Raw genomic sequence first — 13158 nt, 5'->3', positions numbered from 1 at the left:
ATGCAAGGAGGGGCCCCTTCTTAACACCTGAGTGTGAGAAGGGGCCCCATCTATACCGGATGCGTTAACAGGGGGCCCCGCCTTACACGCTGGGCCGCTTGCCGAGGGCGGCGTCGACCGCCTGGCCCAGCGCGACGATCACCAGGCTGACCGAGGGGCGTACCACGCTGTCGTCCAGGCTCACCGTGCCGGAGAAGCCGGCGCCGGCCGCGATCTCCTCCAGCCGCTTGCCGGCGTCGTCCGCGGCGGCGCCGGTGAGCCCGAGCGCCGGTTCCATCCGCAGCACCGCGACCAGCGTGGCGAGCGCGGCGGTCCGCTCGTCCGGGAGCTGCCCGCTGGTCAGCGCGTCGGCCAGCCGCCGTCGGATGTCCGCCTCGACCGAGGCGTCCGCCACCGGGTAGCGGTGCACGTGGATGAAGCCCAGCTCGGTCTCGTCGACGTCGCGGACCACGCCGCGTTCGCAGAGGTCGCCGAGGATCTTGTCGCGCAGCCCGTGCCGCAGGCGCTGCACCCAGGACGACGGCGTGTGCGGGGTGTCCGCGGCCATCTTGGCGAGCACCGCGTCCGCGATCGGCTCGCCGGTCGGTGCCGGGTCGACCACCGCGAGGTTCCCCTCCGCGTACGCGATCCGGCCGGCGAGGGCCAGCTCGACCAGCACCGCCGCGGCCATGCCCAGGTCCAGGCTGATCCGGGGCATGGCGGCCTTGCCGGATTCGTCGTCATACGCGAGGAGGAGCAACTCCTCGGCGAGCGCAACACCAGTCATGGCCCGGAACGCTAGCGCCTCCCCGCACCCCGCGCACCAACTCTCCGGGGTCACGTCCCCCGGGTCGCCTGATTCACGGAAAGCGGGCCTTTTCGAGGGTAAATGCGCCCTCTTTCCGTGAATCAGCGGCAACAGGGGCGTCAGAAGCGGGGCATGCCGCCGAACTGGCGGTCGCCGGCGTCGCCGAGGCCGGGGACGATGAACATCTTGTCGTTGAGGCCCTCGTCGATGGACGCGGTGACCAGGCGCAGCGGGAGGCCGCTCCGCTCCAGCCGCTCGATGCCGACCGGGGCGGCCAGCACGCAGAGCACGGTGATGTCGGTGCAGCCCCGGTCGGCGAGCAGCCGGCAGCAGTGCTCCAGCGAGCCGCCGGTGGCCAGCATCGGGTCGAGCACCAGCACCGGCCGGCCGCTGAGGTCCCGGGGCAGCGACTCCATGTAGGCGCGCGGCTCGTACGTCTCCTCGTCGCGGGCCAGGCCCACGAAGCCCATCGTCGACTCGGGCACCAGGGCGAGCGCGGCGTCGGCCATGCCGAGCCCGGCCCGCAGCACCGGTACGAGCAGCGGCGGGTTGGCCAGCCGGGTGCCCTCGGTGGCGGTGACCGGGGTCTGGATCGAGTAGTTCTCGACGGGGAAGGAGCGTGCGGCCTCGTACACCAGCATGGTGGTGAGTTCGCGCAGCGCCGCCCGGAACGACGAGGAGTCGGTCCGGGCGTCCCGCATGGCGGTCAGCCGCGTCTGGGCGAGCGGATGGTCAATGACGTGTACGTCCACGATCGCTCAACCTACCGGTCCCCGGCCGGTGGCACGTCGGGTGCGGCCCGACCAGCGACACCGCTCACGTGTGCCGGATGCAACCCCTCGACCATGACCAAGATCACTCGACTCGCGGGTGCGTACTATTCGGGGCATGACGGCGACAGCGACGTCGGCCCGGTCGGACCTCTCCGAGCTGGGACGATCCGAGACCGCTCTGCGGACCTTCCTGCACGGCCTGCCGGGCGTGGACCAGGTCGGCGCGGAGCAGCGGGCGGCCCAGCTCGGCACCCGCTCCATCAAGACCACGGCCAAGGCCGAGGCGATCGACCTGGCCATCCGGATGGTCGACCTGACCACCCTCGAAGGGGCCGACACCCCGGGCAAGGTGCGGGCGCTGGCGGCCAAGGCGCTACGCCCCGACCCGGCCGACCCGTCCTGCCCACACGTCGGCGCGGTCTGCGTCTACCCGGCGATGGTCCCGTACGTGGCCGAGGTGCTGCGCGGCAGCGGTGCCGGCTCCGGGCGGCCATCCGGCGGACCGGCACAGGCGGACGGTGCCGCGCCGGCCGGAGTCGGCACTGTGCACCTGGCCAGCGTGGCGACCTCGTTCCCGTCCGGGCAGGCCCCGCTGGAGATCAAGCTCGCCGACGTCCGGGTGGCCGTCGAGGCCGGCGCGGACGAGATCGACATGGTGATCAACCGGGGTGCGTTCCTGGCCGGCCGCTACCAGGAGGTCCACGACGAGATCGTGGCCACCAAGGAGGCCTGCGGGGACGCCCACCTCAAGGTGATCCTGGAGACCGGCGAGCTGGCCACCTACGACAACGTGCGGCGGGCGTCCTGGCTCGCCATGCTGGCCGGCGGTGACTTCATCAAGACCTCCACCGGCAAGGTCCCGGTCGCGGCCACGCTGCCGGTGACGCTGGTGATGCTGGAGGCGGTCCGCGACTTCCGCGCCGCCACCGGGCGGCAGGTCGGCGTGAAGCCGGCCGGCGGCATCAAGAACACCAAGGACGCGATCAAGTACCTGGTCATGGTCAACGAGACGGTCGGCGCCGACTGGCTCGACCCGGACTGGTTCCGGTTCGGCGCGTCCAGCCTGCTCAACGACCTGTTGATGCAACGCACCAAGCTGACGACCGGCGTCTACGCCGGCCCCGACTACTTCACCCTGGACTGACCGCGATGTTCGAATACGCACCCGCCCCCGAGTCGCGCTCGGTGGTCGACCTCAGGCCCTCGTACGGGCTCTTCGTCGACGGAAAGTTCGTCGACCCGGCCGACGGTGGCAGCTTCAAGTCGATCAACCCGGCCTCCGAGGAGGTCCTGGCCGAGATCGCCGAGGCCGGCAGCGCGGACGTGGACCGCGCGGTCCGGGCCGCCCGGACGGCGTACGAGAAGGTCTGGGGTCCGATGCCGGGCCGGGACCGGGCGAAGTACCTGTTCCGGATCGCCCGGATCATCCAGGAGCGCTCGCGCGAGCTGGCCGTGCTGGAGTCGCTCGACAACGGCAAGCCGATCAAGGAGTCGCGCGACGTCGACCTGCCACTGGTCGCCGCGCACTTCTTCTACTACGCCGGCTGGGCGGACAAGCTGGAGCACGCCGGCTTCGGCTCCGACCCGAAGCCGCTGGGCGTGGCCGCACAGGTCATCCCGTGGAACTTCCCGCTGCTCATGCTGGCCTGGAAGATCGCCCCGGCGCTCGCCGCCGGCAACACGGTGGTGCTGAAGCCGGCCGAGACCACGCCGCTGACCGCGCTGCTGTTCGCCGAGATCTGCCAGCAGGCCGACCTGCCGGCCGGTGTGGTCAACATCGTCACCGGGGCCGGCGACACCGGCCGCGCGCTGGTCGAGCACCCGGGCGTGGACAAGGTCGCGTTCACCGGCTCCACCGAGGTCGGCAAGGCCATCGCCCGTGCGGTCGCCGGCACCCGCAAGAAGCTCACCCTGGAGCTGGGCGGCAAGGCCGCCAACATCGTCTTCGACGACGCCCCGGTCGACCAGGCGGTCGAGGGGATCGTCAACGGCATCTTCTTCAACCAGGGGCACGTCTGCTGCGCCGGGTCCCGGCTGCTGGTCCAGGAGTCGGTCGCCGAGCAGGTGCTGGAGTCGCTCAAGCGCCGGATGGCCCGGCTGCGGGTCGGTGACCCGCTGGACAAGAACACCGACGTCGGCGCGATCAACTCGGCCGAGCAGTTGGCGCGCATCCGCGAGCTGTCCGACGTCGGCGCCGCCGAGGGGGCCGAGCGCTGGTCGCCGCCGTGCGAGCTGCCGGACCGCGGGTTCTGGTTCGCGCCGACCATCTTCACCGGGGTCACCCAGGCGCACCGGATCGCCCGCGAGGAGATCTTCGGCCCGGTGCTGTCCGTGCTGACGTTCCGCACCCCGGCGGAGGCGGTGGAGAAGGCCAACAACACGCCGTACGGGCTGTCGGCCGGGATCTGGACCGACAAGGGTTCCCGGATCCTGTGGGTGGCCGACCGGCTGCGCGCCGGCGTGGTGTGGGCCAACACGTTCAACAAGTTCGACCCGACCTCACCGTTCGGCGGCTACAAGGAGTCGGGCTACGGTCGCGAGGGCGGCCGGCAGGGGCTGGAGGCGTACCTCAATGTCTGAGCGGGTCGCGGTACGCAAGACGTACAAGCTCTTCATCGGCGGGAAGTTCCCGCGCAGCGAGTCGGGACGGTCGTATCTCGTGCAGGACTCCAACGTGTCGCTGGCCTCCCGCAAGGACGCGCGGGACGCGGTGGTCGCCGCCCGGGCCGCGGTGAAGGGCTGGGCCGGGGCGACCGCGTACAACCGGGGTCAGATCCTCTACCGGGTCGCCGAGATGCTGGAGGGCCGGCGCAAGCAGTTCGTGGCGCTCGGCGTCCCGGCCGACGAGGTGGACGCCGCGATCGACCGCTGGGTCTGGTACGCCGGCTGGTCCGACAAGCTCCCCCAGGTCTACGGCGGGGCGAACCCGGTGGCCGGCCCGTACTTCAACCTGTCCGCGCCGGAGCCGACCGGCGTGGTCGCCGTGGTGGCCCCGGAGTCCCCGGCGCTGCTCGGCCTGGTGAGCGTGATCGCCCCGGCGATCGTCACCGGCAACACGGTGGTGGTGGCCGCCTCCCCGGCCGCGCCGCTGGCGGCGGTCACGCTGGCCGAAGTGCTGGCCACCTCCGACCTGCCGGGGGGCGTGGTGAACATCCTCACCGGCCGGATCACCGAGACGGCGCCGACGCTTGCCGCGCACATGGACGTCAGCGCGATCGACCTGACCGGTGTGGCGGACGCCGAGCTGGCGGTGGAGTTGGAGGTCAAGGCCGCGGAGAACCTCAAGCGGGTGCTCCGACCGGCCCCGGCCGACCACGACTGGCACACCGACCCGGGCCTGACCCGGATGACCACGCTCCTGGAGACCAAGACCGTCTGGCACCCCAAGGGCGTCTGACCCGCCTCACCCCCTCACCCCCTCACAAGATCCCCGCACTTTCACGGAAAGAGTGGCCATCCGCGCCTGGATGGCCACTCTTTCCGTGAATCAGGGGAGGGAGCGGGGTGGGGTGGGGGTGGGACGCGGGCGGCGGCGGGGTGGGTGGGGTCTACTACGGGGGGTAGGATTGGCGGGTGACTCGGCTGGGGGACCTTGAGCGTGCGGTGATGGACGTGCTGTGGGACTCGGTGCCCGCCACGTCGGACGGGGTGACCGTGCGCGAGGTCGCCGACGCCCTCGACGGGCGTGAGCTGGCCTACACCACCGTGATGACGGTGCTGGACCGGCTCGCCGGCAAGGGCATGGTCCAGCGCGAGCGGGAGGGACGGGCCTGGCGGTACCGGCCGGCGGCCACCCGCGAGGCGCACATCGCCCAGCTCATGCTCGACGCGCTCGATCTCGGCGGCAGCCGGGACGCCGCGTTGGTGCGCTTCGCCCGCTCGGTCACCGGCACGGAGGCGGACGTGCTCCGCGCCGCACTCGGCGCCGAGGCCGGGCTGGCCGACCCGCGACCGGGCGGGCCGGCGCTCGACGAGGCGACGGACCGGTAGGCGGCTGCCGTGGCGTACGCCGTGCACTTCGCCGCCACCGTCCTGGCCTGCTGGCTGACCGCGCAGGTCCTCGCCGCCGCGCGGTGGACGTGGCGCGCGCCGCGGGTGGCGATCATCTGCTGGCAGGCGGTCGGGCTGGCGCTGGGGCTGTCCGCCATGGGGCTGCCGATGGCGGTCGGGCTCGCCGCCTACGACCGGCCGACCGGGAGCGCGATGCTGGCGCTCGGTGACGACCTGGTCCACGGCACGCTGCCGGCCGGCGTGGGCGCGGTGCACCTCAGCCTGGTCGGGGTCGGTTTCGGCATCGGCGCGGTGCTGGTCACCACCACGGTGCGCGCCGTGCACGGCGCGGTCCGCGCCCAGCGCCGGCACCGGGAGCTGCTGAGCCTGGTGGCGCGGCGCGACCCGACGGTGCCCGGCGCGCTGGTGCTCGACCATCCGAGTGCGGCGGCGTACTGCCTGCCCGGGGTGCGCCCCCGGGTGGTGGTGAGCGCCGGCACCGTCGACCTGTTGGACCCGGCCGAGCTGGCGGCGGTGCTCACCCACGAGCGGGCGCACGCGCAGGAGCGGCACGACCTGGTGCTGCTGCCGTTCACCGCGTTGTGCCGGGCGCTGCCCTGGTTCCGCTGGGTGCGCGACGCGCACGCCCGGGTGGCGTTGCTGGTCGAGATGCGCGCCGACGACAAGGCCCGGGAGCTGCACGCGGACGAGCCGCTGGCCGGCGCGCTGCGTCGGTTCGCCGCCGCCGGGCACCGGGTGACGCCGGCCGGCACGCTCGGCATCGGCGACCGGGACCTCGACGTACGGGTGCAGCGCCTGCTGGTCGCGGACCGCCCGCCCCGGGTGCTCGGCGCCACCGCGCTGGCCGTCGCCGGCACGCTCGTCGCGCTGCCGGTCTCCCTGTTCCTGAGCTGAGCCGCCCCCTACGGGGCTGCTCCGGGTTCACGGGTCCGCATAGGTAGAAAGTCTACGTGTAGGGTGCCTATGACAAGCGAGCCAACCCGTGGGAGAACGCGCCATGGACCCCCTGCTCCTCGCCCGCCTCCAGTTCGCCACCACCACCTCGATCCACTTCCTGTTCGTGGTGGTCACGCTCGGCCTGGTCACGCTGCTGGTCGGGCTCCAGACCGCCGGCTACCTCACCGGCAAGCCGGTCTACGAGCGGCTGACCCGGTTCTGGGGCCAGCTCTACGTGATCAACTACGTGCTCGGCATCGCCACCGGGATCGTGATGGAGTTCCAGTTCGGGCTGAACTGGAGCGGCCTGTCGCGCTACGTGGGCAACGTGTTCGGCGCGCCGCTGGCCATCGAGACGCTCGTCGCGTTCTTCCTGGAGTCCACGTTCCTCGGGATGTGGATCTTCGGGTGGCACCGGCTGCGGCGCGGCGTGCACCTGGCGCTGCTCTGGGGCGTCGCGCTGACCGCGTACGCCTCGGCGTTCTGGATCATGGTGGCGAACGCGTGGCTCCAGCACCCGGTCGGCTACGAGGTACGCGACGGCGTGGCCCACCTCACCGACTTCGGCGCGCTGGTCACCAACCCCACGTTCGGCTTCGCGTTCGGCCACGTGGTGTCCGCGAGCCTGGTCACCGGTGGGCTGCTGATGGCCGCGGTCAGCGCGTGGCACCTGCTCCGGCGTACCCCGGACTTCCTGCTGTTCCGCACCTCGCTGCGACTCGGCCTGGTCACCGCGGCGCTCGCGGTGAGCGCGTTGCAGGGCTTCGGCTTCGCCCAGTTCGGCCCGGTCGGTCAGCTCCAGCCCACCAAGTTCGGCGGCGGCCCGGACCGGGACGCGATGGTCGCCGACTGGACCGCCCGGTTCGGCCCGGGCGACTGGGAGCCGCCGGTGCTGTCCAGCGTCGGGCTCGGCTTCATGATCCTGATCGGCTTCGCGCTGGGCTGCGTCTGGCTGCTGCTGCCGCTGCTCTGGCGCGACTGGATCATCCGGCTGCGGTTCCCGCTCTGGCTGCTCCTGCTCGGCCTGCCGCTGCCGTTCGTGGCCGTGCTGCTCGGCTGGATCGCCCGCGAGGTGGGCCGCCAGCCCTGGGTGGCGTACGGGCTGCTGCCCACCGAGCGGGCCGTCTCGCCGGTGTCGCCCGCGCTGATGCTCGCCTCGCTGATCGGCTTCGGCCTGCTGCTCGGCGCGCTCGCGGTCACCAACTGGACGCTGCTGGCCCGGCACGCCGCCCGGGGCGCGCTCGACCCCGCGCTGGGCCGCCCGCCCGCGCCCGACACCGACGCCCACCACCAGCCCGTGTTCGCCTGAGGGAGCCCGCCGTGGAACTCGCCTGGTACGCCCTGCTCGGCCTCTTCTTCGCCGCCTACCTGGTGCTCGGCGGCTACGACTACGGCGTCGGCCTGCTGCTGGCCCGACGCGCCGGAGCGGGCACCGGTCGGGCCGCGCTCACCGCGGTCGGGCCGTTCTTCCTCGGCAACGAGGTCTGGCTGGTGGCCACCGTCGGCATTCTGTTCGGCGCGTTCCCCACGCTGGAGGGTGAGCTGCTCGCCGGCTTCTACCCGGTGGTGCTGGGCGCGCTGGCCGGGGTGGTGCTGGTCACCGCCGGCGTGCAGTTGCGCGGCCGGGCCGGCGGCGAGGCGACCCGGGCCGGCTGGGACCGGATCGTGGTGGTCGGCGGCGTGCTGGCCGCGCTGGGCTGGGGCGCGCTGCTCGGCGGGCTGCTCCAGGGCGTGCCGCTGACCGCCGACGGGCACGTGGCCGGCGTCGGCCACGTGGTGACCCCGTTCGTGGCCGCCACCGGGTTGACGCTGCTCACGCTGGTCGCGGTGCACGGTGCGACGTTCCTCACGCTCCGGCTGCCACCCGCCGACGCCCCGGCCCTCGCCCGGCTGGCCCGCGGCCTGGTGCCCGCCGCGCTCACCGCGGTCGCCGCGACCACCGCCCTGGGCCTGCTCTCCGACCGGGTACGCGCCGCCGTGGCGCGACCGACGCTCGCCGTACTCCTGCCGTTGGCGCTGGTGGCGGCGCTGCTGGTGGCCCGCGCGGCGCTGCGCCGGGGGCGGGCCGCTGTGGCGTTCGCGGCGACCGCGACGGCGCTGGCGCTGCCGGCGCCGCTGGTCGGGGCCGCGCTCTGGCCCCGGATCCTGGTGGCCACCGGTGACCCGGCGGCCTCGCTGACGGTCACCGGGGCCGCCGCCAGCCGCCCGACGCTGGCGCTGCTGGGCTGGCTCGTGCTGCCGCTCCTGCCGGCCCTACTAGGCTTTCAGGCGATGTGCTGGTGGGTGTTCCGAGGACGGATCGACGGCAGGGCACCGGTGTACTGGTGAACCGCCGCCCGTTCGATCCGCGTCTGCTGCGCCGGGTCCCCGCGGCCCGGCGCGACCTCGCCGTGCTCGCGGCGCTGGGCGGCCTGACCGCGCTGCTGGTGGTCGCCCAGGCCACCGCGCTGGCCACGCTGCTGGCCACCGCGATCGACGGGCGGCTGCACCGGCCGGCGCTCGCCGGTTTCCTGGCCGCGGTCGCGGCCCGGGCGCTGGTGAGCTGGGCGCAGGGCACGGTGGCGGCACGGGCCGCCGCGACGGTCAAGGCGGCGCTCCGGGCCGACCTGCTCCGCGCGGTCGGCCGGCACGGTCCCACCTGGGTCGCCGGCCGGCGGGCCGGGCAGCTCGCCACGCTGGCCGGGCGCGGGCTGGACGCACTCGACCCCTACTTCACCGGGTACCTCCCCCAGCTTGTGCTCAGCGTGACCGTGCCGGCGGCGGTGCTGGCCCGGATCGTGTTCGCCGACTGGAGTTCGGCGCTGATCATCGCGCTCACCATCCCGCTCATCCCGATCTTCGGCGCGCTGCTCGGCTGGCAGGCGCAGGCCGCCACCGAACGGCAGTGGCGACGGCTGTCGCTGCTCGGCGGCCACTTCCTCGACATGGTCGCCGGGCTGCCCACGCTGCGCGCGTTCGGCCGGGCCCGGGCCCAGGTCGACGTGGTGCGCCGGATGGCCGACGGCCACCGCGAGGCCACCATGCGGACGCTGCGGATCGCGTTCCTCTCCGCGCTGGTGCTGGAGCTGGTCGCCACGCTCTCCGTCGCGCTGGTCGCGGTACCGGTCGGCATCCGGCTGCTCGGCGGCGGGATCACGCTCTCCACCGCGCTGCTGGTGCTGCTGCTCACCCCGGAGGCGTACCTTCCGCTGCGGGCCGCCGGCAGCCGGTTCCACGCCAGCATGGAGGGGCTCGCCGCGCTGGACGAGGCGTTCACGCTGTCCGCGACCGACGCGCCGACCGCCCCGGCCGCCGGGGGCGCGGCGCCGGACGGCCGCGGCGAGATCCGCTTCGAGGGCGTGACCGTCGCGTACGACCGGACGACCGCGCTGCGCGACGTCACGCTGACCATCCGGCCCGGTGACCGGGTGGCGATCATCGGTCCCAGCGGCGCGGGCAAGAGCACGCTGCTCAACCTGCTGCTCGGCTTCGTCGCGCCGACCGCCGGCCGGGTCACCGTCGACGGGACCGACCTGGCCGGGGCCGACCCGGACGCCTGGCGCCGCGAGGTGGCCTGGGTGCCGCAGCGGGCGCACCTGTTCGCCGGTTCCCTGGCCGACAACATCCGCCTCGGTGCGCCGGACACCCCGGACGACGCGCTGGCCGCCGCCGTCGCCGACGCCGCGCTGGACGAGGTGGTCACCGCGCTGCCCGACGGGCTCGGCACCCGGCTCGGCGAGCGCGGCCACGGCCTGTCCAGCGGGCAGCGGCAGCGCGTCGCGCTGGCCCGCGCGTTCCTGCGGGACGCCCCGCTGGTGCTGCTCGACGAGCCGACCGCCCGGCTGGACAGCGCCAGTGAGGCGGTGGTGCTGGACGCCACCCGCCGGCTGGTCGCCGGCCGGACCGCGCTGCTCGTCGCGCACCGGCCCGCGCTGCTGGCCGACGCCGACCGGATCCTGCGCGTCGAGGACGGCCGGGTCACCGAACTGCGCCCCACGACCACCGGCCCGGCGGTGGCCCGGTGACCGCCGGCGACGGCGTCACGCCGGTGGGCCGGGTGCCCGCCGGGCCGACCGGGGTCCCGGTGGAGCCGTCCGGCGCGCCGGAACCGCCGGCGCCGGCCCGTCGTGACGCCGAGCGGGTCGTGCTGCGCCTGGCCCGGCCGTACCTGGGCCGGCTGCTGGGTGCCGGGCTGCTCGCCGCGGCCACCGAGTTCGCCGGGTTGGCCCTGATGGCCACCGCCACCTGGCTGCTGATGAGCGCCGCCGGCCGGCCGCCACTGGACCGGCTCACCGTGGCCATCGTCGCGGTCCGGGCGCTCGCGGTCGGCCGGGGCGTGTTCCGCTACACCGAACGGCTCGCCGGGCACGACGCCGTGCTCCGCATGATCACCGACGTCCGGGCCCGGGTCTTCGCCACGCTCGCGGCCCGGCGCGACGCCGCCGACCGGCGCACCGGGGACGCGCTCAGCCGGCTGGTCTCCGACGTCGAGGCGGCCCAGGACCTGCTCCTGCGGGTGCTGGTGCCGGGTGCGGCGGCGGCGCTGGTCAGCCTGCTCGCCGTCGGTGGCGCCGCGCTGATCTCACCGCCGGCCGCCGGCGTGCTCGCGGTCGGCCTGCTGGTGGCCGGGGTGGCGCTGCCCGCGCTGGCCACCCGGCTCACCCGTCGGGCCGCCGACGAGGTGGCCCCGCTGCGGGGCGCGCTCGCGGTGGACGCGGTCGACCTCACCCACGGCGCCGCCGACCTGGCCGCGTTCGGGGCGACCGGCGCCGCGCTGGCCGCCGCGAACGGGCGGGCCGACCGGCTGGCCCGGCTGGAACGCCGCCTCGCCGCGGTCGGCTTCGCGGTGGACGCGACGGGCGTGCTGGTGGGTGGCCTCACCGCCGCCGCCGTGGTGCTCGTGGCGTTGCGCGCCGACGTGCGTGGGGTGCTCGTCGGCGTGCTCGCCGTGGGCACGCTGGCCGCCGTCGAGGTGGCGCTCGCCCTGGTCGCCGCCGCCCGGCAACGGACCCAGCTCCGGGCCGGCCTGGCCCGGGTCGCCGACCTGCTCACCGAGCCCGCGGCACCGGCCCCGGCCGGCGTCCCGGGGCGGGCGCCGAGCGGCCACGACGTGCGGTTCGAGGGCGTGACGGTCCGCTACCGGGCCGGTGCCGCGCCCGCGCTGGCCGGGTTCGACCTCGACCTGCCGGCCGGCCGTCGGGTGGCCGTGGTCGGCCCGAGCGGGGCCGGCAAGAGCACGCTGGCCGCGGTGCTCACCGGCGCGGTCCACCCCGACGCCGGCCGGGTCACCGTCGGCGGCGTACCGGTGGCGGAGCACCCGGCCGGTCAGCTCCCCCGGCTGGTCGGCGGCCTGCTCGCCGAGGCGTACGTCTTCCACGCCACGGTGCGGGAGAACCTGCTGCTGGGCCGCCCGGACGCCGGCGACGCGGACCTGGCCGGGGCCACCCGGGCGGCCGGGCTGCTGGACTGGGTACGCGACCAACCCGAGGGCTGGGACACCGTGGTCGGTGAGCAGGGCGGGCAGCTCTCCGGCGGGCAGCGGCAACGGTTGGCGCTGGCCCGGGCGTTGCTGGCCGCCCCGCCGGTGCTGGTGCTGGACGAGCCGACCGAGGGTCTCGACCCGGCGACGGCGGACGCGGTGCTCGCCGCCACCCTGGCCGCCACTCCGGCCGGGCACTCGGTGCTGCTGATCAGCCACCGGCTCAGCGGCCTGGCCGGGCTGGACGAGATCGTGGTGCTGGAGGACGGCGGCGTGGTGCAGCGCGGCCGGCACGAGGAACTGGTGGCGCGCCCCGGCTGGTACCGCGACCAGTGGCTGCGCCAGGCGGCGGCCGAGCGCGGGTATCTGGCGCTCGCCCCCTGAGCCCGCAATGGGGGAATTCCCGGACGCGCCGGCGTGCCCCGGGTGGCAGGCTGGTGACCATGTGGGAGCTACCGGTCGAGGGCCGGCTGCGTGAGCTGTCCGGGCGGCTGCACGGGCCGACCCGGCTCAAGGCCGACCTGCTGACCGAGGCGCGGCACGCGCTGGAGGACGCCGTCGAGGCGTACCGGGAGGGCGGTCTGTCGCGGGCGGAGGCGGAGCGGCGTGCGGTGGCCGAGTTCGGCACCGTCGGCCAGCTCGCGCCGGGCTTCCAGGCCGAGCTGGCCGCCGGCGCGCTGCGCGGGCTGGCGCTGCGCACGCTCGCGGTCGCCGCGGTGCTGATCGCCGCCGGGGACCTCACCTGGCACGGGTCGAGCTGGAGCGCCGGCCCGCGACCGCCGGCGGGCTACCTGCTGCTCGCCTCGTCGATACACGGCATCTGGGGGACGATCGCCGGGCTGGCGCTGGCCGGGCTGGCGCTCGGCGCGCTCGCCGCCCGGCGGGACTCGCCGGGGCTCGTCCGGTCGGCCCGCGCGGTCGGCTTCGGGCTGACCGGTGGGCTGCTGGTCGGCGCGCTCGCCGGCGGCGCCCTGTTCGGCTGGTCGGTGCGGCTGTGGGACGCGGCGCTGACCTGGCCGCCCATGATCATCGGAGCGGTGGTGGCGTCGGCGGCCTGGTTCTCGCTGGCCCGGTCGGCCCGCTGGTGGCTGCTCAGCGCGCGCGGCCCACGGTTCGCCCGTCGGTGAGGCGACCCAGGCGGGCGGCGCAGACGGGTGTCGCGGACCGGTGTCGCAGGCGGGGCGTCGCGGGCG

12 protein-coding genes are annotated in these 13158 nt (G+C 74.9%); 10 read left to right on the top strand and 2 right to left on the bottom strand.

The genetic code is table 11. The features are described 5' to 3' along the window. Positions 1 to 82: 82 nt before the first annotated feature. Together ACLQ2W_RS07290 and upp are read right to left on the bottom strand one after the other, a co-directional pair. Positions 83 to 766, bottom strand: a complete 684-nt coding sequence (locus ACLQ2W_RS07290; RefSeq protein ID WP_425785734.1) for a GOLPH3/VPS74 family protein — start codon at positions 764 to 766, stop codon at positions 83 to 85. Positions 767 to 906: 140 nt separating this feature from the next. Then, on the bottom strand, positions 907 to 1539 hold the full coding sequence (gene upp / locus ACLQ2W_RS07285) for a uracil phosphoribosyltransferase (RefSeq protein ID WP_425785733.1): 633 nt from the start codon (positions 1537 to 1539) through the stop codon (positions 907 to 909). A gap of 136 nt (positions 1540 to 1675) precedes the next feature. Here upp and deoC point away from each other — a divergent pair, with 136 nt between their 5' ends. From deoC to ACLQ2W_RS07235, 10 genes are all read left to right on the top strand, one after another. Next, a complete protein-coding gene (gene deoC / locus ACLQ2W_RS07280; protein WP_425785732.1) occupies positions 1676 to 2704 on the top strand; it encodes a deoxyribose-phosphate aldolase in 1029 nt (342 codons plus the stop codon). A 5-nt stretch (positions 2705 to 2709) separates the two neighbouring features. After that, the gene (locus tag ACLQ2W_RS07275) at positions 2710 to 4140 is read left to right on the top strand and encodes an aldehyde dehydrogenase family protein (RefSeq protein ID WP_425785731.1); all 1431 of its coding nucleotides are present in this window, start codon (positions 2710 to 2712) and stop codon (positions 4138 to 4140) included. Continuing rightward, the gene (locus tag ACLQ2W_RS07270; protein ID WP_425785730.1) at positions 4133 to 4957 is read left to right on the top strand and encodes an aldehyde dehydrogenase family protein; all 825 of its coding nucleotides are present in this window, start codon (positions 4133 to 4135) and stop codon (positions 4955 to 4957) included. The genes ACLQ2W_RS07275 and ACLQ2W_RS07270 overlap by 8 nt, the downstream gene beginning before the upstream one ends. A 176-nt stretch (positions 4958 to 5133) precedes the next feature. Then, entirely contained in the window at positions 5134 to 5550 is a 417-nt protein-coding gene (locus ACLQ2W_RS07265; protein WP_107157189.1) for a BlaI/MecI/CopY family transcriptional regulator, read from the top strand. A gap of 9 nt (positions 5551 to 5559) precedes the next feature. Beyond that, the gene (locus ACLQ2W_RS07260) at positions 5560 to 6465 is read left to right on the top strand and encodes a M56 family metallopeptidase (RefSeq protein ID WP_425785729.1); all 906 of its coding nucleotides are present in this window, start codon (positions 5560 to 5562) and stop codon (positions 6463 to 6465) included. Positions 6466 to 6568: 103 nt separating this feature from the next. Then, positions 6569 to 7816 (top strand): cytochrome ubiquinol oxidase subunit I, encoded by a 1248-nt coding sequence (locus tag ACLQ2W_RS07255; protein WP_425785728.1) that lies wholly within the window; start codon positions 6569 to 6571, stop codon positions 7814 to 7816. Between the two features lie 11 nt (positions 7817 to 7827). Next, positions 7828 to 8835 (top strand): cytochrome d ubiquinol oxidase subunit II, encoded by a 1008-nt coding sequence (locus ACLQ2W_RS07250; protein ID WP_425785727.1) that lies wholly within the window; start codon positions 7828 to 7830, stop codon positions 8833 to 8835. Beyond that, positions 8832 to 10511, top strand: coding sequence for a thiol reductant ABC exporter subunit CydD (gene cydD / locus ACLQ2W_RS07245; RefSeq protein ID WP_425785726.1), 1680 nt, complete (start codon positions 8832 to 8834; stop codon positions 10509 to 10511). The genes ACLQ2W_RS07250 and cydD overlap by 4 nt, the downstream gene beginning before the upstream one ends. Next, on the top strand, positions 10508 to 12349 hold the full coding sequence (cydC, locus tag ACLQ2W_RS07240; RefSeq protein WP_425785725.1) for a thiol reductant ABC exporter subunit CydC: 1842 nt from the start codon (positions 10508 to 10510) through the stop codon (positions 12347 to 12349). Before cydD ends, cydC begins: the two co-directional genes overlap by 4 nt. Before the next feature lie 59 nt (positions 12350 to 12408). Further along, positions 12409 to 13092, top strand: coding sequence for a permease prefix domain 1-containing protein (locus ACLQ2W_RS07235; RefSeq protein ID WP_425785724.1), 684 nt, complete (start codon positions 12409 to 12411; stop codon positions 13090 to 13092). The last annotated feature ends 66 nt before the right edge of the window (positions 13093 to 13158 follow it).

Origin of the sequence: Micromonospora sp. DT227 (genome assembly GCF_049841835.1) — a bacterium.
Lineage (GTDB): Bacteria > Actinomycetota > Actinomycetes > Mycobacteriales > Micromonosporaceae > Micromonospora.
Note: the sequence above shows the minus strand (reverse complement) of the source record. Positions and strands in the feature narration are given on the sequence as shown.